29 protein-coding genes are annotated in these 24,348 nt (G+C 48.0%); 3 read left to right on the forward strand and 26 right to left on the reverse strand.

The genetic code is table 11. The features are described 5' to 3' along the window. Positions 1-5: 5 nt before the first annotated feature. The 21 genes from K6T23_RS14065 to K6T23_RS14165 all read right to left on the reverse strand — a co-directional run bounded on the left by K6T23_RS14065 (position 6) and on the right by K6T23_RS14165 (position 15,435). Complete coding sequence (locus tag K6T23_RS14065; RefSeq protein ID WP_056535460.1) at positions 6-890, reverse strand: polyprenyl synthetase family protein; 885 nt, start codon at positions 888-890, stop codon at positions 6-8. Continuing rightward, on the reverse strand, positions 887-1,123 hold the full coding sequence (locus tag K6T23_RS14070; protein WP_048006030.1) for an exodeoxyribonuclease VII small subunit: 237 nt from the start codon (positions 1,121-1,123) through the stop codon (positions 887-889). Before K6T23_RS14070 ends, K6T23_RS14065 begins: the two co-directional genes overlap by 4 nt. Continuing rightward, positions 1,101-2,471 (reverse strand): exodeoxyribonuclease VII large subunit, encoded by a 1,371-nt coding sequence (gene xseA, locus K6T23_RS14075; RefSeq protein WP_238284441.1) that lies wholly within the window; start codon positions 2,469-2,471, stop codon positions 1,101-1,103. The genes K6T23_RS14070 and xseA overlap by 23 nt, the downstream gene beginning before the upstream one ends. 135 nt (positions 2,472-2,606) lie before the next feature. After that, positions 2,607-3,452: a bifunctional 5,10-methylenetetrahydrofolate dehydrogenase/5,10-methenyltetrahydrofolate cyclohydrolase gene (locus K6T23_RS14080; protein ID WP_238281441.1), complete on the reverse strand. Its 846-nt coding sequence runs from the start codon at positions 3,450-3,452 to the stop codon at positions 2,607-2,609. A 20-nt stretch (positions 3,453-3,472) separates the two neighbouring features. Beyond that, a complete protein-coding gene (nusB, locus tag K6T23_RS14085) occupies positions 3,473-3,856 on the reverse strand; it encodes a transcription antitermination factor NusB (RefSeq protein WP_056535453.1) in 384 nt (127 codons plus the stop codon). Positions 3,857-4,060: 204 nt separating this feature from the next. Next, positions 4,061-4,603, reverse strand: a complete 543-nt coding sequence (locus K6T23_RS14090; RefSeq protein ID WP_420493474.1) for a GrpB family protein — start codon at positions 4,601-4,603, stop codon at positions 4,061-4,063. A 248-nt stretch (positions 4,604-4,851) separates the two neighbouring features. Further along, the gene (locus tag K6T23_RS14095; protein ID WP_053426620.1) at positions 4,852-5,262 is read right to left on the reverse strand and encodes an Asp23/Gls24 family envelope stress response protein; all 411 of its coding nucleotides are present in this window, start codon (positions 5,260-5,262) and stop codon (positions 4,852-4,854) included. A 23-nt stretch (positions 5,263-5,285) separates the two neighbouring features. Next, complete coding sequence (accC, locus tag K6T23_RS14100) at positions 5,286-6,638, reverse strand: acetyl-CoA carboxylase biotin carboxylase subunit (RefSeq protein WP_048014023.1); 1,353 nt, start codon at positions 6,636-6,638, stop codon at positions 5,286-5,288. 15 nt (positions 6,639-6,653) lie between these two features. Beyond that, positions 6,654-7,136 (reverse strand): acetyl-CoA carboxylase biotin carboxyl carrier protein, encoded by a 483-nt coding sequence (gene accB, locus K6T23_RS14105; RefSeq protein WP_048014022.1) that lies wholly within the window; start codon positions 7,134-7,136, stop codon positions 6,654-6,656. Positions 7,137-7,360: 224 nt separating this feature from the next. After that, positions 7,361-7,897: a SpoIIIAH-like family protein gene (locus K6T23_RS14110; protein ID WP_056535451.1), complete on the reverse strand. Its 537-nt coding sequence runs from the start codon at positions 7,895-7,897 to the stop codon at positions 7,361-7,363. A 14-nt stretch (positions 7,898-7,911) separates the two neighbouring features. Next, positions 7,912-8,550, reverse strand: coding sequence for a stage III sporulation protein AG (gene spoIIIAG / locus K6T23_RS14115; RefSeq protein WP_238281444.1), 639 nt, complete (start codon positions 8,548-8,550; stop codon positions 7,912-7,914). Then, positions 8,537-9,154, reverse strand: a complete 618-nt coding sequence (gene spoIIIAF / locus K6T23_RS14120; RefSeq protein ID WP_238281446.1) for a stage III sporulation protein AF — start codon at positions 9,152-9,154, stop codon at positions 8,537-8,539. Before spoIIIAF ends, spoIIIAG begins: the two co-directional genes overlap by 14 nt. Positions 9,155-9,180: 26 nt before the next feature. Beyond that, complete coding sequence (spoIIIAE, locus tag K6T23_RS14125) at positions 9,181-10,371, reverse strand: stage III sporulation protein AE (protein WP_056535447.1); 1,191 nt, start codon at positions 10,369-10,371, stop codon at positions 9,181-9,183. 22 nt (positions 10,372-10,393) lie between these two features. Then, positions 10,394-10,786 carry a stage III sporulation protein AD gene (gene spoIIIAD / locus K6T23_RS14130; protein ID WP_222115395.1) on the reverse strand — a complete coding sequence of 131 codons (393 nt, stop codon included), beginning with the start codon at positions 10,784-10,786 and terminating at the stop codon, positions 10,394-10,396. A 17-nt stretch (positions 10,787-10,803) separates the two neighbouring features. Further along, positions 10,804-11,010, reverse strand: coding sequence for a stage III sporulation protein AC (gene spoIIIAC, locus K6T23_RS14135; protein WP_048006041.1), 207 nt, complete (start codon positions 11,008-11,010; stop codon positions 10,804-10,806). Between the two features lie 19 nt (positions 11,011-11,029). Continuing rightward, positions 11,030-11,545: a stage III sporulation protein SpoIIIAB gene (gene spoIIIAB / locus K6T23_RS14140; RefSeq protein ID WP_053426616.1), complete on the reverse strand. Its 516-nt coding sequence runs from the start codon at positions 11,543-11,545 to the stop codon at positions 11,030-11,032. After that, positions 11,542-12,468: a stage III sporulation protein AA gene (spoIIIAA, locus tag K6T23_RS14145; protein ID WP_056535440.1), complete on the reverse strand. Its 927-nt coding sequence runs from the start codon at positions 12,466-12,468 to the stop codon at positions 11,542-11,544. The genes spoIIIAB and spoIIIAA overlap by 4 nt, the downstream gene beginning before the upstream one ends. A gap of 195 nt (positions 12,469-12,663) precedes the next feature. Beyond that, complete coding sequence (gene efp, locus K6T23_RS14150) at positions 12,664-13,221, reverse strand: elongation factor P (RefSeq protein ID WP_048006044.1); 558 nt, start codon at positions 13,219-13,221, stop codon at positions 12,664-12,666. 37 nt (positions 13,222-13,258) lie between these two features. Next, positions 13,259-14,326, reverse strand: coding sequence for a M24 family metallopeptidase (locus tag K6T23_RS14155; protein ID WP_079516360.1), 1,068 nt, complete (start codon positions 14,324-14,326; stop codon positions 13,259-13,261). Between the two features lie 2 nt (positions 14,327-14,328). Beyond that, entirely contained in the window at positions 14,329-14,781 is a 453-nt protein-coding gene (gene aroQ / locus K6T23_RS14160) for a type II 3-dehydroquinate dehydratase (protein ID WP_238281448.1), read from the reverse strand. A 90-nt stretch (positions 14,782-14,871) separates the two neighbouring features. Next, a complete protein-coding gene (locus tag K6T23_RS14165) occupies positions 14,872-15,435 on the reverse strand; it encodes a YqhR family membrane protein (RefSeq protein ID WP_238281450.1) in 564 nt (187 codons plus the stop codon). Between the two features lie 225 nt (positions 15,436-15,660). Here K6T23_RS14165 and K6T23_RS14170 point away from each other — a divergent pair, with 225 nt between their 5' ends. Then, a complete protein-coding gene (locus K6T23_RS14170; protein WP_053426611.1) occupies positions 15,661-16,023 on the forward strand; it encodes an SA1362 family protein in 363 nt (120 codons plus the stop codon). A gap of 22 nt (positions 16,024-16,045) precedes the next feature. On the opposite strand, the gene K6T23_RS14175 is transcribed toward K6T23_RS14170, so the two are convergent. From K6T23_RS14175 to K6T23_RS14185, 3 genes are all read right to left on the reverse strand, one after another. After that, positions 16,046-16,921 carry a patatin-like phospholipase family protein gene (locus K6T23_RS14175; RefSeq protein ID WP_238281452.1) on the reverse strand — a complete coding sequence of 292 codons (876 nt, stop codon included), beginning with the start codon at positions 16,919-16,921 and terminating at the stop codon, positions 16,046-16,048. Between the two features lie 176 nt (positions 16,922-17,097). Beyond that, positions 17,098-18,126 (reverse strand): ketopantoate reductase family protein, encoded by a 1,029-nt coding sequence (locus tag K6T23_RS14180; protein ID WP_238281454.1) that lies wholly within the window; start codon positions 18,124-18,126, stop codon positions 17,098-17,100. Positions 18,127-18,139: 13 nt separating this feature from the next. Next, complete coding sequence (locus tag K6T23_RS14185; protein ID WP_056535429.1) at positions 18,140-18,886, reverse strand: acetoacetate decarboxylase; 747 nt, start codon at positions 18,884-18,886, stop codon at positions 18,140-18,142. Positions 18,887-19,031: 145 nt separating this feature from the next. Here K6T23_RS14185 and K6T23_RS14190 point away from each other — a divergent pair, with 145 nt between their 5' ends. Next, a complete protein-coding gene (locus K6T23_RS14190; RefSeq protein ID WP_238281456.1) occupies positions 19,032-19,916 on the forward strand; it encodes a LysR family transcriptional regulator in 885 nt (294 codons plus the stop codon). A gap of 84 nt (positions 19,917-20,000) precedes the next feature. Here K6T23_RS14190 and K6T23_RS14195 read toward each other — a convergent pair whose 3' ends face one another. Together K6T23_RS14195 and K6T23_RS14200 are read right to left on the reverse strand one after the other, a co-directional pair. Then, on the reverse strand, positions 20,001-22,562 hold the full coding sequence (locus K6T23_RS14195) for a vitamin B12-dependent ribonucleotide reductase (RefSeq protein WP_048006051.1): 2,562 nt from the start codon (positions 22,560-22,562) through the stop codon (positions 20,001-20,003). A gap of 334 nt (positions 22,563-22,896) precedes the next feature. Next, a complete protein-coding gene (locus tag K6T23_RS14200; protein WP_048014706.1) occupies positions 22,897-23,733 on the reverse strand; it encodes a lipoate--protein ligase family protein in 837 nt (278 codons plus the stop codon). Between the two features lie 212 nt (positions 23,734-23,945). On the opposite strand from K6T23_RS14200, the gene K6T23_RS14205 reads away from it, so the two are divergent. Continuing rightward, complete coding sequence (locus tag K6T23_RS14205; protein ID WP_053426605.1) at positions 23,946-24,329, forward strand: rhodanese-like domain-containing protein; 384 nt, start codon at positions 23,946-23,948, stop codon at positions 24,327-24,329. Positions 24,330-24,348 lie beyond the last annotated feature (19 nt).

Genomic DNA, 24,348 nt, shown 5'->3' on the forward strand with positions numbered 1-24,348 from the left:
AGCTGTCAGTGGTTGCGCACAGCAATGAGGTTGGCGATTTCTTCAAGAAGGTCTGTATCCCTATCCACCCTTTTCAAGGAGTCAAGGGCCCCGTTCAAATGATAGGCCAGTTTTTCCTTGGCACCCGACATGGTCAAAAGCTTCGGATACGTGCTCTTATGTTTGGATTCATCGCTTCCCACAGGCTTTCCGATCAATTCTTCCGAACCCTCGATATCCAGGATATCGTCTTGGATCTGGAAGGCAAGACCGACATGATAGGCAAACTCCTCTAAGGAAGCGAGCTCCTCTGGAGAAGCATCAGACATGATGGCCCCTGCCATGACGGAAAACATCAATAGTTTCCCCGTTTTACGCACATGGATCGACTGCAGTTCTTCAACGGTCAACTCTCCATTTTCCCCTTCAATATCAGCAACTTGACCTCCGACCATCCCCTCTGGCCCTGCACATCGGGCGAGCAAGGCGATGAGTTCAACCTTTTTCTCGTCCGGGAGATGCTCATCTTCTGCAAGCAGTTGGAAGCTGAATGTGAGCAGTCCGTCCCCTGCAAGGATGGCCATTGCTTCGCCGAACACTTTATGATTGGTTGGGTTGCCTCTCCTCAAATCATCATCATCCATGGCGGGCAGATCATCATGGATGAGGGAATATGTATGGATCATTTCAAGGGCGGAAGCAGCCGCCATCCCTGCTTTCGGATCCCGTCCGAAGGATTGCATGGTGGCCAGCACCATGAGGGGGCGAAGTCTCTTCCCACCCGCCTGCAAGGAATAGATCATCGATTCCTTGAGGTGATCGGGAAGGTCCAAAGCTTTCACCTTCCCGATCATATGGTTGGTCACTTCGGAAAGATAGGTGGTTTGAAAATCATTGAACGACATGATCATTCCTCCTCCGGGAGGTCGATGGTTTGCTCCCCTTCATCCGTCATCATCTTCGTCAGCTTATTCTCCGCTTGCTGAAGTGTATCATGGCAATACTTAGAAAGGTTCATCCCCTTCTGGTAGTAATCGATGGCCTGCTCCAAAGGGACCTCCCCTTCTTCAAGCTTTTCTACGATTTCTTCAAGCTGTGCAATCGCCTCTTCAAACGTCGGTTCATTTTTCTTTGCTTTCGGCATGTGTCTCACGCTCCTCAATAGAATCTGCCTTACAATGGATTTGACCATCCTTTACCCGGACGGTCAGGGACTGCCCTTTTTGCACCTGTGCAACCGAGGTGATCAAACTGTCATCTTCATTGTAGGACAAGCTGTATCCACGCTCCATGACCTTCAACGGACTCAGTGCCTCCATCGTCGAAAGGATCGATACGAATTGCTGGCGCTTTTCCTTGAGTCCAGAGGCATATTGCTTTTCAAGCCGGTTCTGCATCGATTGGAGTCGTTCCCCCTGAAGTTTGATCATGCGATCGGGGTGCAGACGCCGCATCCTTTCGGTAAGTTGAGCAGTATGATCCTGCCGCTCTTTCAGACGGGAGGTTGCTGCCCTGTCCATTTTTTCATTCAGCCGATCGAGCTGCTCCATCTTCTGTTGGTAAACAAGATGCGGATTCCGTAACGAATAGGACCTTCTTAGGGTTTCCAACCGTTGACGATCGTGGTTGAGCCTGTTTTTAAATGCTTTGATTAGCCGTAGTTTACGATTCATGACCCGTTCTAGGAGGTCATCAATGTGGGGGACGGCAAGCTCCCCGGCAGCAGTCGGGGTCGGTGCCCTGAGATCGGCAACGAAGTCTGCAATGGTAAAGTCTGTTTCATGCCCGACTGCTGAAATGATGGGGATCATCGAGCCTGCTATGGCATCTGCAACGATCTCTTCATTGAATGCCCATAGCTCTTCGATGGATCCGCCACCCCTGCCGATGATCAACACATCAATCGTTGGGTCTTCATTGACTTTATGGATGGCCTCCGCAACGGAAGCAGGCGCTTTTTCCCCCTGCACCAGTGCAGGGTATACGAGGACTTCCCCGATGGGGTACCTCCTTTTGATGGTGGTGATGATATCCCTGATAGCCGCTCCTGTCGGGGACGTGACGACAGCAATCTTAGTAGGGAAGGAAGGGATTTTCTTTTTCCTGGACTCGTCGAAATATCCGGACCCTTTCAGCTTTTCTTTGAGCTGTTCATACGCCAGATAAAGGGCACCGATTCCGTCCGGTTGCATATCCTTCACATAGATTTGATATTGCCCGCCTGCCTCGTACACGGAAAGATCTCCGCGGATCAGGACATTCATCCCGTTTTCCGGCCTGAACTTCAGTGATTGATTCTGGCTTGAAAACATCACGGCCAGGATACGGGCTTTCTCATCTTTCAATGTAAAGTACATATGACCACTGGAATGCCTTTTAAAGTTCGAGATTTCCCCTTTGACGTAAACACCGTTCAAGTGGGGATCACGGTCGAATTTCCGTTTTATGTATTTCGTCAGAGCTTGTACGGTTAAGTAGGTAGCTTGTTCCATCTCCATGTGAGTCCTGACTCCTTTTTTGCATGTACTGGGCGTCTGAATGAGCAGATGCTCAATCAAAAGAAAGGGACGCATCCGCTGTCCCTTCCATTGGTATCCATTGTACTATGTTTCACTCATTTTTACGATTCAAAACATGCGCATGGCAGACTTCACTGTATTATGAAGCATCATGGTAATCGTCATGGGGCCGATTCCACCGGGTACCGGTGTAAGTAAGCCAGCCCGGCCCATCACGTCATCGGCAGTGACGTCGCCGCATACCCCTCCATCTTCTCCCCTGTTCATACCGGCATCGATGACCAAAGCTCCAGGTTTGATGGCTTCTCTACCGATGAACCCGGGCTTTCCTGCGGCGGAGATGAGGATATCGGCCTGCCTGGTGAGGGAAAAGAGATCCTCGGTGTCCGAATGGCATTGTGTGACGGTTGCTCCACGGTTCAAAAGCATCGTTCCCAATGGTTTCCCGATCAGATTGCTCTTACCGATGATCACCACATGACGACCTGCGATGGGGATGTTCTCATGCTGGAGCATATTGGCGATGGCGAGGGGGGCACAAGGGTGGAAGGTTTCCTGGGCGGTTGCCAATCTTCCGATGGAGAGGGGGTGAAGTCCATCAATATCCTTTGTCGGGGATACCGCTCCCAAGACATTGGCGGGATCGATATGGCCGGGAAGGGGTAGCTGAACGAGGATACCCTGAATATGGGCGGAATCGTTCAGCTGATCAATGAGTCCAACTAGTTGTTCTTCATTGGCCGACTGAAAGTGGTGGAGTTCGGAATGGATACCGACATCGGCACATGCCTTTTCCTTCAACCTGACATAAGACCTGGATGCAGGATTGTCACCGACGAGGATGATGGAAAGTCCTGGAATGATACCGGATTGTTTCAGTTCCCCCACACGGATCTTCAATTCCAAGCGCCACTCATGTGAGATCTTCGTACCATCTATGATCCTGGTCGACATCCGCCCAACCCCTTTCTAGATCAATCTTGCTTTACTTTTGATAGCACTCCATTGACGAATTTACTGGACTGCTCGTCCCCAAAGATCTTGGCAATCTCGACGGCTTCGTTGATGGCAACTTTTCCTGGTACGTCTTCTACATGAAGAAGTTCATAGGTACCGATACGCAAAATATTACGATCAACCTTAGCCAAACGATCGAATGACCATTTTTCAAGATTCCCTTTTATAATTGCGTCAATGGAATCCTGGTGTTCAACGAACCCAAGCACAAGCTGCTGTAGGTAATCATCCATCTTATGTTCTTCAAGCACATTCGAAAGAGCCTCCTCCGGCTCGATACCGCTCATATCTATTTGAAATAACGCCTGCAATGCCTTTTCACGGGCAACTCTTCTTTTCATGATTATGACTCCTTTTAATCCAAACTCAATTTACATACCTTTGATAATAGCACAAACCAGCACCAATACGCACGCGTAACTAAAAAAATCAATATTCTAAAAACAAGACTGAGCTAAACCATATTGCTCATTTTTCTATGAAAATGAATGGAACTCCTGCATTAGTGCATTCCTTTTGTGTATCCCTTTAAAGCACTGTTTCGGTTATTGACGCAGCACCTTATTGATGAATGTTGTTTTTGCTTCTGTATATTTTTCGCGGTCATGATCAAACTTTTGTGCGATCCGCCTTTTAAGTGCAGCATATTGATCCGCAAGATGTCCATCCGCTCGCAATCGATTTCGAAATCTCAGTTGTTCACCCCACCGCTCTTCTCCTTCTTGCATGAGATGTAAATGAGCTACCCGTTTATCATTCTCCACTTTCACAAAAAATCTTCTCCAATGGTGTTTGTCTAATTCCGGGGGGACATAATGCCAATCGTATAATGACAAGTTACCCACTACGCCGTCGATGTCTTCGAATGATGAAATGGATGCCATGAAATCAATAATTGGCTTAGCAGGCAGATCAGGAATTGCGGTGCTTCCAATATGTTCTACTTCCCTGACTCCCCACGCAGAGAGTATTTGGAGCAGTTCCTTACGCTCTCGAATACCTTGATCCATCCAATCGGGGTCTGGATCCTCAATTTCTATTGTTTCATATGCCCACACCGGGATATTTCGCTCATTATCATTGCTCAAATCGTCCATCCTCCTTGAAGAAAAGCTGTATCAAAATATGAATATTCCGTATATTCCAGCTGCAGAATTCGATACTTGCCGAAACCTTGCTCTCATTCTTTTCTATATTACGAGTATTCGTTTTCATGGGCCAGCACTCTTTACCATAAAAGCAGGGTGGGACTTCTAAACTGTCATGGATAAGGTGAGATTTCGAATCTTCCATATGTAAACAAAAAGGGCAGCCCAAGACAGGCTGCCCTTCCCTATTACATTTCTTCTTCAATCTCAGGTTCGATCCTTTGGTTTTCAAACTGTACGCCGACAATATGCACGTTGACTTCTTCCGCCTCGAGGGCGGTCATGTTCAAGAGTGCCTGACGGATGTTGTCCTGGATCTTTTGAGCGACAGTCGGGATGGAAACACCGAACTGCATGATGCAGTATACATCGATCAGGATACCATCTTCAGCAAGTTCCACTTTGACACCTTTACCATGATTTTTCTTACCTAGGCGTTCAACGACACCTGATGCAAAGTTTCCGCGCATCTGTGATACGCCTTCCACTTCAGAGGCTGCGATGCCTGCAATGACCTCGATCACTTCCGGAGCGATTTCGATCTTCCCAAGTCCGTCTTTACCGTGAGACATCTGTAAAAGATTTTGATTTTCCGCCATTCGTGGTCCCTCCTTGGATTTCTCTAGGATTTCATAATTTCATATTTCTCTAGGAATTTCGTATTGAAATCTCCACCTACAAAGGTTTCATGTTCCAACAGTTTCAAGTGGAATCCGATGGTTGTGTGAACTCCTTCGACAACGAACTCATTCAGTGCACGCTTCATCCTTGAAATGGCTTCTTCCCTCGTAGCCCCGAAAGAAATGACCTTCGCGATCATGCTGTCGTAGTAAGGCGGGATCATATAACCAGGATATGCAGCAGAATCGACCCTTACACCTACACCGCCTGGAGGCAGATACATTTCGATCCTTCCCGCAGAGGGCATGAAGTTCTTTTCAGGATTTTCCGCATTGATGCGGCACTCGATCGCCCACCCGTTGAAGGTCACATCTTCTTGTGTAAGGGAAAGTTTCTCCCCTGAAGCCACACGGATCTGTTCCTTGATGAGGTCGACACCAGTGACTTGCTCCGTCACGGGATGTTCGACTTGGATACGGGTATTCATCTCCATGAAATAGAAGGATTGCTGATTGTAATCATAGATAAATTCTACCGTGCCGGCACCTGTATAATCAACCGCTTCTGCTGCTTTTACAGCAGCATCCCCCATTCTTTCCCGAACTTCTTCGTTCAAGGCAGGTGACGGGCTTTCTTCAAGGAGCTTTTGAAGACGACGTTGGATCGTGCAGTCACGCTCCCCGAGGTGGATGACGTTCCCGAAATTGTCTGCCATGACCTGGATCTCGACGTGACGGAAATCCTCGATGAATTTCTCGATATAGACACCCGGGTTCCCGAATGCCGTCATTGCTTCCTGCTGGGTGATGTTGACACCCTTCACGAGTTCTTCTTCGGTCTTCGCAACACGGATCCCTTTACCCCCACCACCGGCAGTTGCCTTGATGATGACAGGATATCCCATGGATTCAGCAAGTGCAACTGCTTCTTCTGCATCCTTGACGATCCCTTTGGAGCCGGGAACGACAGGTACACCTGCTTCGCGCATCGTTTCACGCGCCACATCCTTCGTACCCATTTTCGAAATGGCTTCAGGTGATGGGCCGATGAATGTGATGTGGCATTCGCGGCATAGTTCCGCGAAATCAGAGTTCTCCGCAAGGAAGCCATAGCCTGGATGGATTGCATCACAGCCTGTGAGCTTCGCAACAGAGATGATGTTCGTGAAATTCAGGTAGCTGTCTTTCGACGTCTTAGGACCGATACAATATGCTTCATCGGCCAGCTGTACGTGTAGTGCTTCTTTATCTGCTTCGGAGTAGACGGCTACGCTTTCGATGTCCATATCCCGGCAAGCCCGGATGATACGGACGGCGATTTCTCCCCGATTGGCAACTAATACTTTCTTAATCATGAGTCCATTCGCTCCTTATTCAGGTTTCACCAAGAACAATGGCTGACCGTATTCGACCAGTTGACCATCCTTCACTAGGATCTCGGCGATTTCCCCTTTTACTTCGGCTTCGATTTCGTTGAATAGCTTCATGGCTTCGACGATGCAGACAACGGAATTCTCATCCACTTTGGAGCCCAGTTTCACATAGGCACCTGATTCTGGTGAAGAGGATTGATAGAATGTCCCCACCATCGGTGACGTGATGGTATGAAGATTCGATTGATCTGCCGGTGCCTCCGCTGCCGGTGCTTCCTGCTTTGGTGCAGGTGCTGCTGCAGCCGGAGCCTGCTGGATGGCCTGAACGGCCGGTTCGCGTACCTCTTGTACGGCTTGTACTTGTTGAACAGCGTTCTTCTTCAGCTTGATTTTGGAACCTTCATGCTCGTATGTAAATTCATCCACACTTGATTGGTCTACCAATTTGATTATTTCCCGGATTTCTTGGATTTTTAACACAACTTTACACCCCTCTTAATGGTTAACTAATTATGACTAGCTACTAATATCATACGATAATATCTAGTCTAAATTCAACATATGATTCTTGATGTGGTGGGACTTACCTATCCCTTACCCTTATTCTAGACCTTTTCAACAAAAAAATAAAATGGTTACCCGAAAAAATGGAGGACAAAAAAAGCCTGACCCCCTTTTCCGGGAAATCAGGCTGTGGACCGGTCTCAATTATTCGGCTGGAACTCTACTGCAACCGGCTTCAATTGACCGACTTCACTTTTGACGAGGCGGATGATTTCATTTGCCTCAGTGGCGCTGTGCTCTTTATCAGACTTGACCGTAATACGGACATTCTCTGCTGATGCCCTCACGAGTGCATCCTTATAGCCCATCGTTTTGATCAGCGTTTCAAGGACTTCTTCTGTCATGGCCGAGTCCTTCAGGTTTTCCATCTCTTCATAGGCAGCACTCTTATCTTCTGCTGAAACTTCCGGATCTCCCACCTTCGCTTCAAGTTCTTCCCTCATCTGATCCCGCTTCTCATTCACTTCGATGCGGAGCGCTTCGAACATTTCATTGCCGGCAGCATCTGTCACCACTTCCACATCACCCGATGTTTCTTTGTCCTTTGCCCCTTTTTTCGCATCTTCTGCAGCGAAATCCGTAGCCTGCTGCGTAGGTGAAGTGATGTAGTATACAGATAGGACAATCACAAGGCTCAGCATTGTCAACAACCATACCGTTTGCTTTTTCAATAACATGTATCGTTTCCCCCTTATTTTTTCGGTAGGACCGAAACCCGATGGCTTGGTACATCCAGCGTGCGGGTCACTGCCTCGATGATCCATTTTTTCAGCTGTATATTATCGGCTCCCTTGGCTACCACCAGGACTCCGCTTACTTTTGGTTTTTTTGTTTCTTTGATGATGGGAACTTCTTTCTCTCCATCACGGATGATCACGATCTGCTCTTCCTTGTTGCTTTCCTGGATGGACCGTTCCCCGCCTTGCTTGTCTACCTCATCGGTCTTCTGGTTGGATTGGGTCGCATTTTTCTCGAACACCTTGCTCTCGGTTGCTTCGACGTTGACGACGACATGGGCTTCGCTCACCCCGACAATTTGATCGAGCGCTTCCTTGAGCTGATTCTTATAATGTTCTTCATATTCTTTCATCAGCTGCTCCGTATCGGATTCTTTAGACCCAAAAGCCGGTACCTCTTCAGGACTACTGGAAACTTCGACGGCATCGTTCTTTGGTACCCATAGATCACTCATCAGCATAAAGGCTACCCCGAGGAGCAAAACGATCAGGACGTATTGATATTTCTTCCCTTTCTTACCTGGCGGAGGGTTTGGCCTTTCTTTTGAAAACCATTCCTTCAATGCTTGAATCGGTCCTTTATCGATATTCACGGGATGAATTCCCCCCTTCGACTGAAATGATTAGTTGATCCTGGGTTAGATTCCATTTTTCTGCTAGAAATGAGGCGATCCCTGAGTTGTCCTCTGTTTCTTTCCGGCTTACCTTCTGATCTTGTGAATCGATTTCCACCATCTGTACCGCCTCTACCGAATCATCTTTTTCCTCCGTCAGATGAACCGTGACGCTCGTGATGCTTTCTGGTAACCGGTCCAGATCTTCGGCCTGTATGCTCACACTGTCAATGACTTTGTTATGCCGGTCCATCATCTCCTTTTCAGCATCATTTTTCATTTGGACAGCCATTTGTTCTAAAATATATGCACGCTGTGAAGCTTGTATTTCTTTTTTCTTCGATTCAATCGAATTTTCTACAGATTGACTGGTTGATTGCTTCCAATCCATGGACGCAAGGGCTGCGTCAAAATCGGTTGTGAACAATTTAAGAAGTGGCGTCAAGATGATGGTGATCAGGATGAGGCCAGTGACGATTTTGGCATACTTCTTCATGTTCGAGCTTGGCAGGAGCATGTCGATGACCGTCGCCAACAGGATGAATACGATGATGTTCGTGATCCATTCGGTTAAAAATGACATCGGGAATCCCCCCCTTTAGAATGTCGTTACCGGACCATCATGGTAATGTTCCCTGCAGCCACGATGATCGTGATGCTTAGGAAAAACATGAACGATACGATGGCCAGGGCAGCAAAGACATAAATAATGCTTTTTGATATGGTATCGAGACATTCGATCACCGGTCCCCCGCCAAGGGGCTGGAGGAGGGCGGCAGCCAGTTTGTAGATGAACGCGATCATCAGGATCTTGATGGCCGGGAAGGCAGCAATCAGTAAGATGATGGCCACCCCTGCAATCCCCACGGTGTTCTTAAGGAGGACCGAAGCGCTGATGACCGTATCGGTTGCATCGGTGAACATCCTGCCGATCACGGGTACGAAATTCCCGGTGACGAATTTGGCCGTCCTGATCGACACACCATCCGAGACGGCGGCAGTGGTCCCTTGGACTGAGATCACGCCCAGAAAAATGGTCATGAAAGCGCCCAATAGCCCGATGCTCCACGTTCTGAGGAGCTGGGCGAGCTGCGTGACCTTATAGTGGGTCGATAGGGTGCTCACGATGCTCAGAAGCGTGGAAAGGAATAAGAGGGGCAGAACGACATTCTTGATCAATATACCGCTTGTATTCATGAGGAAGATGATGACCGGGTGAAAGAAGGCGGCTGATATGAGGCCTCCTGATGCTGCAATCAATGCCAGCAGGAGCGGGATAAGGGCAATGATGAAGTTGACCATGGTGGTGATCGCCTCATACGTATAATCAATGGCCACGTGGAAGCTGTTCAGGGCGATGATGATCAGGACCATGAAGACGATTCCATAGGCGACCTTGCTGACATTCCCACCCTCAAACGCATTCTGTAGCGACTGAAGGAACATGCTGAAGATCGTGAGGAGGATCAACGTCCCTAGAAGCTTGCCGTTCATCATCAACTCCTGGAATGCAAAATGCAGGAGTCCAGTGAACCATGCTTTGAACGAAAACTCCTTCTCTCCTTTGATGAAGTCGATGAGGCTGCCCTTCTGACTTTCAGGCAGGAATCCCCCGTAATCATCCACGATGCTTGTCCAATATCCTTTCAACTCGTCGATACCGAGATGATCGATCTGCTCATTGATCATTTCATCCTGGAGGCTTGCATCCTCCTCCGCGTTTCCTTCAGCCTGTCCTGTTGCAGGGAATAAGAAGATGATTAATAGGATGAGCACTAGCGTGCGTTGGATGGTTTTCATGATTTCCCCCCTCGGGAACGGTTCAAGTGGACGGGATCATATTGATGATTGTCTCGATGATGACCGTCAATATCGGGATGGCCATGGCAAGGATGAGGATCTTCCCGGCAAGCTCCACCTTGGCAGCGATGGCACCCTCCCCTGCATCCCTCGTGATATGTGCTGCAAATTCAGCTATATAGGCGATTCCGATGATCTTCAGGATCGTCTGGACATACACAAGGTTCACGTTTGCATTTGCTGCCAGTTTCTCAAGCATGTGAATGATGGCATAGATCTGATCAATGAGGAACAGAAAGATCGAGCAGCCGACAAAAACGATGAGCAGGAAGGCAAAGTTCGGCTTCTGTTCCTTGATGAGCAAGGCCAGGAAGGTCGAGACAAGTGCGATTCCGACTATCTGGATGATCTCCATCGTCGTCCCCCCCTTTCCTATCCCTGATACAAGAAGACCGATTTGATCTTTTGGAATAATTCATCCACGATGGAGGCCACCATGAACAGAATATAGATGAAGCCGAATAACGTCACCCACTGGGCATATTCCTTCTTTCCCATCTGATCAAGGATCGTGTGCAGGAAAGCAACAACGATCCCCACCCCTGCAATTTTAAAAATGATATCCACGTCTATTCCCATCTTGCGTTCCTCCTTCGCGTCACAGCAGAAGGATGATGAGAAGCAGCCCCGTCAAGAAACCGAGGCTCTTAGTCATCCGTTCATACTTCTTCTGCTTCTCGGCCGCTTCTACTTCTTCTCGTTCCAAGTGCAGCATGGCAAGCCTGATATGCTTTTGTTCCGTGACAATGTCATGACGGCCGAGCGTCTGTCCAAACTGTTTGAGGATCTCGTAATCCTCCTTCTTGAGGGCGGTCATTTTCCATATTACATCCAGGCTTTCCTCCCAAGCCCTCCGCACGGATATTTCCTCCTTGGTCAACTTCCTTGAGAAAGAATCAAAGATCAGGGATACAGGGGATGTGAGCTGCGATGATATCTTCCTGGCCGCTTCATGAAGCGGGGTATGGCTATAGGTGATCTCAGCCTCAAGATACTGAAGTGCCGACTTCAATGAGCGTAATTGTTTCGGACGCTCCGTCAGGACTTTTGATAGCTCAAATCCTGCCCACGAAGTGGATAGGAGAATGAAGATCGCACCGATGATTTTGATCATGTAGCTCTGAGCCTTGATGGTGAAAGCAGCTTGCCATCTGCATCGAGCACACGATGGATCACACCAGGCTCTCCCCCCTTTTTCAGCTCCACGAATCGATCAAATGTATGGAGGGCCATGACATCCCTGATCACCGGGCGCTTTTTTACCTCTTCAAGGGAATCACCGTGGACCGTAGTGATCAAGGTGATCCCTGCATTGACGGCCTCCTGAATGGCGGTACCGTCTTCTTGACGGCCGATTTCATCCACGATAAGCACATCGGGGCTCATGGAACGGATAAGCATCATCATGCCTTCTGCTTTCGGACAGGCATCCAGTACATCGATACGCTGGCCGAATGACAACTGAGGTACGCCTTCCACGCACCCTGCAATCTCCGATCGTTCATCCACGATGCCCACTTTCGCCGGTGGGATCCGTTCACTAGGCACCCCGCTTGAAACCATGCGTGCTATATCCCTCAGCAGCGTGGTTTTCCCGGTCTGAGGAGGGCCGATGATCATCGTATGTTTCCACCCTCTTCCAGAAAGGTAGGGGATGAGGGGCTCGGCGATCCCGATCTTTTGACGGGCGACCCGGATGTTGAAGGAGGACAGATTCCGTATGCCTTTCACGACTCCTCCTTCGAGGATGACTTTACCGGCAAGGCCGACCCGGTGTCCTCCTTCAATGGTGATATATCCTCGTCTCAGCTCCTCTTCCAATGCATAAAACGAGTGCTTGGACAGTTTGTTGATCAGGTTTTCGCTATCTTCTGCGGTGACTGTGTACGGGAGGAAATGGGGCTTTCCCCTCGACGTCACTTCCAGTTCTCTATGGGTTCTTACCCTTATCTCTTCAATGGATTCTAGCAATGGTTGCGGCAGGAGCTGAATATGGCTGGATATAGTGGTGGGAAGCATGGCCAGGATCTCTTGCATGAACTTTACCTCCTAACGAAATTCCATCACGGGATATGTACAAGCTCCCTGATAATACAATGTATTTCGCCAAGGGTCGGTTTATGACAGATTGTTCGGAGAGGTTCAGGAATGGGAGTATCAGGGCGGAGAAAGGGACCGTTTCGGCAAATAAAAAAAAGCCAAGCGGAATTTCCGCTTGGCTTTCTGTTTGGATTATGCGCGTGATACGTATGAACCATCCGTTGTGTTTACAACCAATTTATCCCCTTCATTGACGAAGAAAGGAACGTTCACCACAAGTCCGGTTTCCGTTTTGGCAGGTTTTGATCCGCCGGAAGCCGTATCACCTTTGATTCCAGGCTCTGTTTCTGTTACTTCGAGCTCAACCGTGTTCGGAAGCTCGACGCCCAACGTTTCACCTTGATACATCATGATGGAAACTTCCATGTTTTCTTTAAGATATTTCAATTCATATTCGATGGAAGGAGCCGGAAGTTCGATTTGCTCGTAGCTCTCGTTGTCCATGAATACGTGCATATCCCCATTGGCATAAAGATATTGCATGCGGCGGTTATCAATTTGGGCTTTGCCCACTTTTTCACCTGCACGGAATGTTTTCTCCTGGATCGCACCTGTACGCAGGTTACGTAGCTTGGAGCGTACGAAAGCCGCTCCCTTACCAGGCTTAACGTGTTGGAAATCCATCACGCGCCAGATCCCGTTGTCTACTTCGATGGTTAGTCCTGTACGAAAATCATTAACTGAAATCATGTATGTTCCTCCTACTATATAATAATCCTGTCTGCCATCAGAATGGCAAGATGATCAATTCTTTCGACGAATGCATGAGGTTGTCATTACCATCCTCAGTGATCACCAGATCATCCTCGATCCGCACGCCCCCGACACCCGGTACGTAAATACCAGGTTCTACCGTGACGATCATACCCGGCTCAAGGGTCGTTTCCGATCTGAATGATAGCCCGGGACCCTCGTGGACTTCAAGTCCGATCCCGTGTCCTAGTGAATGGCCGAAACAGTCCCCATACCCTTTTTCGGTTATGTAGTCTCGACTGATGGCGTCAGCTTCCTTACCGGTCATGCCGGGTTTGATCTGTTCGACAGCCATCAATTGGGATTGCAGGACGATGCCGTAGATTTCCTTCAGCTTCTCGCTGGGCTCACCGACAGAAATGGTCCTTGTCATATCTGAAGCATATCCATTATAGTATGCACCAAAGTCAAGGGTTACAAAATCCCCTTTTTCAATGACTTTCTCGCTTGCCACCCCGTGAGGCATGGCAGAACGGAGTCCCGATGCGACGATGGTATCGAATGAAGAACTGGTCGCGCCTTGCTTCCGCATGAAGAACTCCATTTCATTGGAAACGTCCAGCTCGGTCAAACCAGGTCTGATGTAATCCAGGATATGCTTGAATGTAGCTTCGGCGATGTCCGCAGCATACTTAATTATCTTAATCTCTTCAGGAGTCTTAATCAAGCGTAATTTTTCCACTACACCCGACACCGGGACGAATTCGGCACTCAGGGCAGCCTGATAGGTGGTGAATGCATCATAGGTCATATAGTCCTTCTCGAAGCCGACCGTCTTCAGTCCAAGTTCCTGGACCTGTTTGGCTACCTCGTCGTGAATCGGACCTTTATGCTGGATGATATCATATCCGATAGCCTGCTCCGCAGCCTGCTCGGTATAGCGGAAGTCCGTGATGAATAGCGCCTTATCCGCTGAAATGAGCACCACACCTGCGGATCCCGTGAAGTTGGTCATATAGCGGCGATTGAATTCACTTGTAATCAAGAGTGCATCAATGTTTCGTTCATTCAAAGATTCGCGTAAACGGTCAATTTTTGTCATGTTTATTTCCCTCTCCCCATTCGATAATTGTCCAATGCATCCATGGCCATTTCGTACCCTAGGAAACCAAAACCTGCGATCTGACCCAACGCTTCAGGAGCGATGACGGACGTATGCCGGAAGGATTCCCGTGCATGGATGTTGGAAATATGCACTTCAATGAAAGGTATGTCCACCGCTGCCACGGCATCACGGATGGCGTAGCTGTAATGGGTGAATGCACCCGGGTTCATGATGATTCCGGCTGCCCCTTCGTCTTCAGCGCGATGGATCCAGTCGATCAGTTCCCCTTCATGATTGGACTGGTATGCTTCTATTGCATATCCCATGGCGCTTGCTTTGTGGCCCAATCGTTCTTCCAGGTCGGCAAGGGTCTCGCTACCATAGATACCGGGCTCCCTTTTTCCGAGCCTGTTTAAATTCGGTCCGTTCAATATCAGGATCGTTTTCTGCATATGTATTCCCCTAAAAAAATAGAATGTTCATCATGAACATTCTATCATAAAGCTATGCTGATACCTACAAAATTGTCTGATAACGATCCCTCACTGGGAAACTTGGTCTGTACTCCCGTGTTTCGCCCTCAGCTCATTTTCCTCATACGAAATGGAATAACCGACAAAGACGCCGTACAGGATATAGAGACACAGACTGGTCACGAATGTATCCAGACCGATTTTCATCAGTGAGCCGATGCTCGGGAACAATGGGTACAGGACGAGGAAGAATAACAGGAACAGAGCCACCCCGTATGCCGCACCTACCCACATGGATTTGAACTTTCTCAGTATGGCATAGTAAACGAAAGCCACCCCGATGGAAATGATTCCGTATGCGAGGATGGCCAAGACCATCCCGATCCACTTGTCGACCCAGTCCCCCGCCGCCCATGGTTCAAAGATGACGGTCGGTTCGATTTTCGTAAAAGAGAAATAATAGCACAGATATGCGATGGCGCTCCAGAATATGCCCCCCATGAATCCCGTGATGACGACGAGTGCCGCAAAAGACAGGGGCTTTTCGCTCTGATTTTGCTCGAGTCCAGGATCCTTTTTGCTCTCTGCACTTCCTTCTTGAACCTTTTCATGCTGTCCTTTTTCTTCTGCCATTAGTATCACCTCCGTCGTAGTATGTCCGAAACGAAAAGGCTCATGCGAGAAAATCGGTGCTCTTTCTAGTGCTTTCTTTCATTTTTTAGTAAAATGGATATACGCCCGAATGATCGGGAACATCGTACCTTTGTTTTTTAAAAATAGTAGGTTAAAAAATGTTAAATCGGTCTAAACTATACGTATAGAATGAAAGTCTGCATATATGGTAAGGAGGTGGCTTTGTTGAACGCTCGTAACCTATTCGTCTTTTCCCTTATGATACTCGCCGCGGTGGGACTTGGTTCCCTTCTCATCGGCAATCCCCTGGGTCTTTTGCGACAGATCTTAGTGACTGCCGCCGTGATCGGTATCATCTACTTCATTTACCGCAAGTGGTTCAGCGGTCGCCGTACAGGCAGTAACAACGAGCAAAGAGCGTTTGTTAAAGCGGCCAAAATGTCCAAAAAGAGGCATAAGCGTAAGCCTGCCAGTAAGCCTCAAGTCTCAAACGTGTCAAAGAAACGTCCGGTGCGAAAGAAATCCAGCGCCAATCTGACGGTTATAGAAGGCAAAAAAAGCAAAAAGAACAACCGCGCCTCTTTTTAAAGGAGGAATGGTTGTTCTTTTTTTAATGCCAGTACTTCAGGAATTCAGCCGTCCTGGCCCTTCCAAACTCAATGAGCTCAGACTTTCGTGACCCATCCAACTCAAAATCGGTGGTCATGACTCCTTCTGTCGGGATGAACACGATATTCCGCTCGTGTTTCCGGGAGATATAGCGGGCGTCATGGGCATCCCTCATGGTTGTGAATAAAGCCTGATACAGCTCAATGGCATTTTTGATCACTTTCTTAGGCTGATCAGTCAGATCGTGACTCAGCTTCACCCCAAGAACAGGTCTCTCTGATTTGTTTGTCTCTTTGTCGAACAGCCACATAGGAAAGTTGCTCAGGACTCCACCATCCACGGTGATGCTTGTTCCCTCGAGGGATTTCAACTTCACCGGCTCAAAGAAAAAGGGGAGATTTGCACTCATCCGGATCGCTCTTGCAACCGGGAATGTTTCCTTCGGTATCCCGTAGCCATCCAGATCATCAGGAAGTACGATCATCCTTCCGTTGGAAAGATCCGATGCAATGACCCTGAGGGAATGTGGCGGCAGATCCGCAAACGTCTCGACCCCCTTCGCCTTAAGCTTCTCCCCGATCCACGCCTCTAAGGCTTTACCTTTATACAACCCCAGACGAAAATAGACCATGAACCACTTGATGATCGGCAAGGAAAATGGTGATGCATCCATGAACGTCTTTACGTCGACTTCATCCATCAGTTGCGCAATTTCTTTACTCGTATAACCGGCTGCGATGAAGGCCGATATGATCGCACCTGCACTTGTACCTGCCAACCGCTTGAATGTATAACCCTTTTCCTCCACCGCCTGATAGGCTCCTATGAGGGCAAACCCCTTTATGCCTCCTCCTGAAAATACGCCGTCAATTTCCATCCTTCTCCCCCTTTCATAGGGTGTTATTACATACCTAATGAAGAAAGATGGATTTTAGACGTCATTCATCGAAAGAATTCATTGATACCAAAAAGGGGAGCGGCACCCGTGTGCTTCTCCCCCTCTGCATGATTTTATTTCATATAGAGAGCCATCGGTAATGAAAAAAGCACGGATCAGTGTGCCAACAGCTCTTTAAATGCCTGAACATTCACATCAAAGTCCGGAACCGTTTGACTTTCTTCGGCAAACTTCACCTGTTTCACGACCATTTCATTGAAAGGAGTCGAAATGCCCTTGCCTTCTCCCAGTTTCGGTACAACCCCATTGATATAATCAATTTCGGTTTTTCTATTTTTCTCCAAATCCTGCAGCATGCTTGCGCGCAGCAATCTTGATGGCTCCATCACGGCCCTCAGTGTTTGAATGCGGGCTTCGATCTCATGTTCACTTTCCAACTCAAGGGATTCCACGTCAAATCCGCCCATTTTGGCAAAATGGACACCATTGGCATGTCCAACCTTGATGGTTTCATCTGCGATATGGACGGCACTGGTGATACCCGTTTCATCGTCGAGGACGTCTCCGTATTCACCGTTCAACGCAGCAGATAAACCACTGAAAGCATTGTTAATCAGTAGCTTCGACCATTTGGTCCCCACCAGATTATCGGAAATATGCGTGCCTCCTACAAGGTCCAGGATGGATTTGATTTCCTGGATCCTGTCAGTTGTTTCCCCGTTCAACTCGCCGATCTGAAACGCATACTGTTTGAATTGGCTAAATTCAGTTGTAAGATTCGATACACCCGGCTCTATGAATGTGGCACCGAATTCAACAGAACCCGCAATCACACGTTCTTTTCCGATAATGGAACCGACCACTTCTTCCGGTATTCCATTTTGCAGGGAACATACGACACTACCCTCATGTAAGAAAGGAAGAATCTCTTGTAAAATCGCTTCATTATACAATTGTTTGGTAAGAAGCAGGACCAAATCATAGGTCCCTGCTTTCTCCGCTGGGGTGATGGCTTTGACCCTGGCGTGAAATTCCGTCGTACCGATGACTTTGGCCCCTTCTTCATTCAGCCTGTCGACGTGTTCTTTATATGAATCAATCAGTTCTACATCCATCCCCCCGTGGGCAAGATATGCTCCGACGATGGTTCCGAGTGAACCTGCTCCCAATACTGCGATTCTCATGAAAATGTCCTCCTTATTTTTCCTCCAGATAGTTATATACCGGTTTTGCTGCATTCAATGTCAGGTCTGTCAGGATATGGGATGCCGATACTACTTCCAATACGGGAAGGTCGGCAAGCGGCGCCAGTGCGTGTTCGAATAATTGCAGTCTGGCAGGGCCGCTCCATGCCCCCTTCACGTTGATATCTGTTATCTGAGTGCGCACGAGATCGCAGATCCTGAGATTCCCTTCATAATCTGTTGCCATCTTGACCATGTAATTCGGCCGGCAGATCTCTTCAAGCGCTTCTTCCTTCGCCATTTCAGCATGCTTATACCCCATGGTGGCCGTTGCAACCCGGAGTGAACCATAATCCAGGGTCCCAACAAGGGTGTCGGAATCGACATAAAGCTTAGGATCGCCCAGCTTCTTTGGATACGCCGTCAGCTCCCTACCGCTCGCAATCGCTGGGAAATTGTCCACGTACATCGAGTGCACATAATCACCCTCTTCGCCGTTGAAGCGGACAGGGATGACCTGACCTGATTCTGTATATGCACCCAGACCAGTTACATCCGGCATCCACATGACCTCGAATTTCACGAGGGGCTCATTGATTTCCAGTGGTTCCGGGACCGCTTCACGCAATGCCTGTTCATCCGTCCGATAGAGAATCGTCAGGTATTCCCGGTTGATGAATTTGTAAGCCGGATAAGGATAAGCCGGTGCTGTTAATGGGGTTGTGAGATTTTTCGAAATGGTATTCACATCAATTTTCATCGTGATCGCACCTTCCATTCATAGTCAGTGAGGTTCACTGAACTGAACCTCTATCATGAGCTTACTCCTTCATTTACATTTAATCTAATACATAATAATATATGGATATATTTATCTCAGTAAATGTTTTGAAGGAGTATGATGGATGGAACTTCTACAACTCAAATATTTTCAGACCGTGGCCTATACCGAGCATATTTCTAATGCCGCCAAACAACTTAAGATTGCCCAGCCTTCCCTGAGTCTGACCATAAAACGACTGGAAGATGAACTGGGGACGTCCCTATTTGATCGGAAAGGGAGGAATATCCAACTGAGCTCTTCCGGTAAGATCCTTTTGAAACATGTGAACCGTATCTTTATTGAACTGGAGAATGCACAAGCTGAAATTGAACGTGAAGAGCATCACCTGGCCCACACGATCAAGATTGCCATATCCAACCCCCGGTTCCTCTCCGGCCTGATCAGTGAGTTCATCAATTGCGCTCCTGAGACAACAATCATTCAATCCATCACGGGAAAAACCGATATCCTATCGAGTTTGAAACGAGGGGATATCGAACTAGGTATAGCAGGTGATACGGTACAGGATGAAGAGTTGGAAAGCCGCTTGCTTGTGAATGAAGATATTGTTCTGGCACTTCCCTCCAATCACAGATTGACTGGGGTAGCCGAACTATCGCTTCATCATGTTGCCGATGACCCCTTCATCACCCTGGCCAATAACGAAGAATACCGCACGTTTACGTCCATGCTATGTGAACGTGCTGGTTTCATCCCCAAATCAGCATTCGAAGTAGATTCGAATCTGTTGGTTGAAATCATCAAACTGGACCAAGGAGTGGCTCTCCTTCCTGTTTCTAGTTGCAGGACCCTTGGATTGAATTATCGTCCATTGACGGATCATTCTGCTACTTACCCGGTCAGACTGTATTGGAGAAAGAACAAGGTAATGAGCTCCTCGACTAATGGTCTTCGTAATTTTATCGTTTCATATTATAAAGAGCACCATGACTTATTCAGGATTTGATCCATCCCTTCGGATGGCACTTCTAAAACAAAAAAACACCTCTCTGGATGGAATACATCCAAAGAGGTGTTTCTCTCTATCAGCTTACAGTCCGCATTTGAGCTGTGCACCACAGTTTGTGCATGTGTTGCATCCACCCATGTCTTTGACTGTCCCTTTACGGCAAACCGGGCATGTGTTGCCGACTTCCGATCCGATGGTCACATCAGTCGAGCGCACATCCTGGATCGTGTCTACAAGGACAACGGGTTTTTTCGCTGTTTCTACGATAGTTTCCTCTTCATCATCAAAGCTGTTTTCTTCCGCTTTGAGGGTGAGGACCTGTGAATCACGGCTTCCGTCTACATACACGGTACCGCCTTTTGCGCCACCTTTATAGAGGCGTTCGTACACTTTTTGCACCTGCTCTACAGTGTAACCGCGCGGGGCGTTGACCGTTTTGGAGATGGAGCTGTCAATCCAGTTCTGGATCACACATTGAACGTCCGCATGTGCTTCCGGTGCCAGGCTCATGGATGAAACGAACCACTCAGGCAGTTCATCTGCACTGGCTCCTGGATTTCTTGAAAGATAATCTTCTACAATATCCGCTTTGACTTCGATGAATTTACCGAGTCTTCCGCTTCTATAATAGGTGAAGGAGAAGTATGGCTCAAGACCTGTGGATACCCCTACCATCGTTCCGGTCGATCCGGTTGGTGCAACCGTCAACAGATGGGAGTTACGGATTCCGTGCTCTAAGATCCCTTCCTTCACATCTTCAGGCATTTTCTCCATGAAGCCCGTCTGTGTGAAGCGTTCACGGATGGCTTGTGTTTCAGCATCGGTGCTTCCGACCAGGAACGGGAAGCTTCCCTTTTCTTTGGATAGCTCGATGGACGCACGATAGGCTGTCGTCGCGATGACTTCGAATACTTCATCAACGAGCTTGTTTCCTTCTTCTGAGCCGTATTCTTTCTCACAGTAGATCAGAAGATCGGCAAGTCCCATGACACCTAGACCGACACGACGTTCACCTAGTGCCTGTGTTTTATTCTCATCAAGGAAGTATGGAGTCGCATCGATGACATTGTCCTGCATGCGCACGCCGACTTCGACCGTTTGCTTAAGCTTCTCAAAATCAACGGTTTTCGCATCTTTATCGGCGAATTCAGCGAGATTGACGGCAGCAAGGTTACATACGGAGTAGGGAGCCAAAGGCTGTTCACCGCAAGGGTTGGTTGCTACGACTTTTTGACCGTATGCTTTTGCATTCGTCATATCATTGGCATTGTCGATGAAGAAGATTCCAGGTTCTGCAGAGTATGTGGCACATACGTTGATCAGATTCCAGAGTTCCTTCGCCTTGATCTTGCGGTAGGTTCTCACTTTATAGCCCATCTGTTCCCATTCTCGAACATCTCCGACGTTATGCCACTCTTCATTATAGAATGCCATCGTGTCGGCATCATAGCTTTCGACATCCGGGAAGCGCAGCTCATATTCTTCGTCATTCTCGACTGCATCCATGAAGTCGCTTGTGAGGCAGACTGAGATGTTGGCGCCGGTGAGGAACTCCGGATTGTGAACGCTGTAGGTCCCACCGGTGTTCAGCTTCTCTTCTGCACCTCTCAGGATCTTTTCATCAAAGCCTCCGTAGCCAGGGATATGTCTGTAGTTCAGGATCCCTTGATACATCGCTTCTTCCTGTTCGGTAAGCGGTGTGAATTTCAATTTATCCTGGGCCGCTTTCTTGATGGTCTCATCTTCCGTATTCTCAAGCAAATAGCGGAGGATGCGTGGATTTTGCATCTTCGAGATGATGAATTCCACGATGTCCGGGTGCCAGTCTGAAAGCATGATCATCTGGGCACCGCGACGTGAACCGCCCTGCTCGACAAGGTGAGTAAGCTTGGCAATATCATCAAGCCACGATACAGACCCTGAAGATTTGCCGTTCACGCCTTTCGCTAGCGTATTGCGCGGACGCAGTGTAGAACCATTGGTTCCCACCCCGCCGCCGCGACTCATGATTTCCATTACCTGTTTCCGGTGTTCGGATATACCTTCACGTGAATCCTGCACAAACGGCATGACGTAGCAGTTGAAGTATGTAACATCCGTTCCTGCTCCTGCCCCGTAAAGGACGCGTCCTGCCGGTACAAAGTGCAGGTTCACCAATTCATGATAGAATTTTTCGAACCAGACTTGCTTCAGTTCAGGAGTTTCTTCCACTTCCGCCAGACCTGTTGCGTTACGCTTGGCAATCTGCTCGTAGAATACTTCAAGGGGCTTTTCGATGACGTCCAGATTACGCAGGACGATTCCCGTTTCCATTTCCTCCGGCTTTTCGATTGCACTCCGGTATTCTTCTTCGATCCAGACGTGGGCCTTTTTGTTCTCAAAATCGATTTCTTTGATATATCCAAGGCCTCGTGCCGGGAACTTCGGATCTTCCTTGATGGTCAGAACAACGAAGTCACCTGCTGAGAGGGTGATTTTTTCGGTATCCTTGAATGAGTATCGGTCGATCATCACCAGGCGGGATACACCTTTATGGGTAGTCTTCATATCCGGGGTGATCTCGTGCACCTGTGGGAACAAACGGATATCTTCATTCAATCTCTCAATGTTTAAACTCATATTTTCTTTCGACGCAACAGTCATATCGACAACTCCTTCTAGCTCTATGTTTCTCTGCGATACATGATGGTTTGATTTCCTTAACTAACGTTATCACAGCGACTTTAGAAAAGCAACAATAAAACACAACATATAGTGGTCAGAATTTTAAGTCCCACACCATATGTTGTGCCGAGGTTCATTTCGCCCTTCATTTGTCAAGTGGACAATCCTTCAAGAACATTAGAAAAATGGAGATTAACCGGAATAAACCATCGGAAATCGACCCATTTCTATGATTTTCAATGTTGATATTATCCAATACCCGACAAACTTTGAAATAGCGGGCATTTATTCTATTTCCTGCAAAAAATAAAAATTATCTTTTGTAATTCCACTCGTCGGACTCGTAGCGTTCCTTCGCGAGCTTTTCTACATATTGTGTTTCTTCAGGTGACAGCTCATACGGTTCCAATCCGATTCCGAGACCGTCTTCGAACCCTTTCTTGAAGGCGTCCTTGGCCATCTCCATGGTGACCGGTTCCGCACTGATTTCATTCATGGCGACGGCCTTGCTTTTGAATGCGCGCTGCATGCGTTCTTTCACACGATCATTCGGATAGTTGAAGAGGCTGAAGAGCTTGTCTTCGTCCAGGTCAAGGAGAATGGATCCGTGTTGGAGGATGACACCCTTCTGTCTTGTCTGGGCACTGCCTGCCACTTTGCGGCCTTCCACCACGAGCTCATACCAGCTTGGCGCATCAAAGCAGACGGCTGAGCGCGGATTCTTCAATCCTTCCCGCTCCTCCGCCGTTTTCGGCACGGCAAAATATGCTTCCAGACCGAGGGCCCGGAACCCTTGTAAGATCCCTTCGGAAATGACGCGGTACGCTTCCGTTACCGTCTTTGGCATATCTGGGTGATCTTCGGAGACGATGACGCTGTAGGTAAGTTCGTGCTCATGAAGGACGCCCCTGCCTCCTGTCGGTCTTCTCACAAAGCCCAGATTATGCTTTTTCACATTTTCCATGTTGATCTCTTTCTCTACCTTTTGGAAGTATCCGATTGAAAGGGTCGCCGGGTCCCAGCCATAGAATCGGATCGTGGGAGGGATCTTCCCTTCGCTGTGCCAGTCAAGGAGCGCTTCATCCAATGCCATATTGAAAGAAGGGGAGCAGTGACCGGAATCGATGAATCTCCATATTTCCTTTTCCATTATGCATACCTCATTCTTATGTTCGCAGTATTATGTATCGGTCACAAATGTCAGACCGTTCTAATCCGTTACTTAGTCTATCAAATACCCGGTAAAAAACAAAGGGAAACCGATTGGAAAGTGTTTGAACTTTATTTCAAAAATCTTTTGATTATGTTTGCCATCATGAATATAATAGTAGATAGCGCATTTGTAGAAAGGAGCATGAATGGATGGAAGCTTTATATATCCTATTGATTGTAATCGGTGCAATCGCAGCGTATTCACTCATTACATATTTCAATCAAAAAAGAATCGTTAACACACTCTCAGAGGAAGAGTTTCGCGCAGGCTACCGTAAAGCCCAGCTGATCGATGTCCGCGAAACCAATGAATATAACAACGGTCATATTCTTGGCGCCAGAAACATTCCACTTTCTCAACTGAAAATGAGACAAAAAGAGATCCGTAAAGACCAGCCCGTCTACCTCTACTGCCAGAGCGGCATGAGAAGCGGCAGGGCGGCTCAAATGCTCCGTCGTCTCGGCTACCGTGACCTCCACCAATTAAAAGGTGGATTCAAAAAGTGGACAGGGAAAATCAAGCACAAAAAATAAAGCCTTCCGGGTGCCCATC

This window comes from Rossellomorea marisflavi (assembly GCF_022170785.1).
In the GTDB taxonomy this organism is placed as follows: domain Bacteria; phylum Bacillota; class Bacilli; order Bacillales; family Bacillaceae_B; genus Rossellomorea; species Rossellomorea marisflavi_B.

Excerpts from the sequence above, each read along its gene's own strand:
- spoIIIAD (WP_222115395.1), bottom strand. The coding sequence starts at position 10,786 with ATGGAGATCATCCAGATAGTCGGAATCGCACTTGTCTCGACCTTCCTG.
- efp (WP_048006044.1), bottom strand. The coding sequence starts at position 13,221 with ATGATTTCAGTTAATGATTTTCGTACAGGACTAACCATCGAAGTAGAC.
- K6T23_RS14200 (WP_048014706.1), bottom strand. The coding sequence starts at position 23,733 with ATGGAAAAGGAAATATGGAGATTCATCGATTCCGGTCACTGCTCCCCT.
- K6T23_RS14205 (WP_053426605.1), top strand. The coding sequence starts at position 23,946 with ATGGAAGCTTTATATATCCTATTGATTGTAATCGGTGCAATCGCAGCG.
- K6T23_RS14095 (WP_053426620.1), bottom strand. The coding sequence starts at position 5,262 with ATGGCGGAAAATCAAAATCTTTTACAGATGTCTCACGGTAAAGACGGA.
- spoIIIAF (WP_238281446.1), bottom strand. The coding sequence starts at position 9,154 with ATGTCATTTTTAACCGAATGGATCACGAACATCATCGTATTCATCCTG.
- K6T23_RS14195 (WP_048006051.1), bottom strand. The coding sequence starts at position 22,562 with ATGACTGTTGCGTCGAAAGAAAATATGAGTTTAAACATTGAGAGATTG.
- nusB (WP_056535453.1), bottom strand. The coding sequence starts at position 3,856 with ATGAAAAGAAGAGTTGCCCGTGAAAAGGCATTGCAGGCGTTATTTCAA.
- spoIIIAA (WP_056535440.1), bottom strand. The coding sequence starts at position 12,468 with ATGCAAGAGATCCTGGCCATGCTTCCCACCACTATATCCAGCCATATT.
- K6T23_RS14155 (WP_079516360.1), bottom strand. The coding sequence starts at position 14,326 with ATGACAAAAATTGACCGTTTACGCGAATCTTTGAATGAACGAAACATT.
- K6T23_RS14080 (WP_238281441.1), bottom strand. The coding sequence starts at position 3,452 with ATGTCGACCAGGATCATAGATGGTACGAAGATCTCACATGAGTGGCGC.
- spoIIIAC (WP_048006041.1), bottom strand. The coding sequence starts at position 11,010 with ATGGGAATAGACGTGGATATCATTTTTAAAATTGCAGGGGTGGGGATC.
- K6T23_RS14165 (WP_238281450.1), bottom strand. The coding sequence starts at position 15,435 with ATGGCAGAAGAAAAAGGACAGCATGAAAAGGTTCAAGAAGGAAGTGCA.
- spoIIIAE (WP_056535447.1), bottom strand. The coding sequence starts at position 10,371 with ATGAAAACCATCCAACGCACGCTAGTGCTCATCCTATTAATCATCTTC.
- spoIIIAB (WP_053426616.1), bottom strand. The coding sequence starts at position 11,545 with ATGATCAAAATCATCGGTGCGATCTTCATTCTCCTATCCACTTCGTGG.
- K6T23_RS14065 (WP_056535460.1), bottom strand. The coding sequence starts at position 890 with ATGATCATGTCGTTCAATGATTTTCAAACCACCTATCTTTCCGAAGTG.
- K6T23_RS14185 (WP_056535429.1), bottom strand. The coding sequence starts at position 18,886 with ATGAAAATTGATGTGAATACCATTTCGAAAAATCTCACAACCCCATTA.
- K6T23_RS14070 (WP_048006030.1), bottom strand. The coding sequence starts at position 1,123 with ATGCCGAAAGCAAAGAAAAATGAACCGACGTTTGAAGAGGCGATTGCA.
- K6T23_RS14190 (WP_238281456.1), top strand. The coding sequence starts at position 19,032 with ATGGAACTTCTACAACTCAAATATTTTCAGACCGTGGCCTATACCGAG.
- xseA (WP_238284441.1), bottom strand. The coding sequence starts at position 2,471 with ATGGAACAAGCTACCTACTTAACCGTACAAGCTCTGACGAAATACATA.
- aroQ (WP_238281448.1), bottom strand. The coding sequence starts at position 14,781 with ATGCAGAAAACGATCCTGATATTGAACGGACCGAATTTAAACAGGCTC.
- K6T23_RS14110 (WP_056535451.1), bottom strand. The coding sequence starts at position 7,897 with ATGTTATTGAAAAAGCAAACGGTATGGTTGTTGACAATGCTGAGCCTT.
- K6T23_RS14175 (WP_238281452.1), bottom strand. The coding sequence starts at position 16,921 with ATGGAAATTGACGGCGTATTTTCAGGAGGAGGCATAAAGGGGTTTGCC.
- accC (WP_048014023.1), bottom strand. The coding sequence starts at position 6,638 with ATGATTAAGAAAGTATTAGTTGCCAATCGGGGAGAAATCGCCGTCCGT.
- K6T23_RS14180 (WP_238281454.1), bottom strand. The coding sequence starts at position 18,126 with ATGAGAATCGCAGTATTGGGAGCAGGTTCACTCGGAACCATCGTCGGA.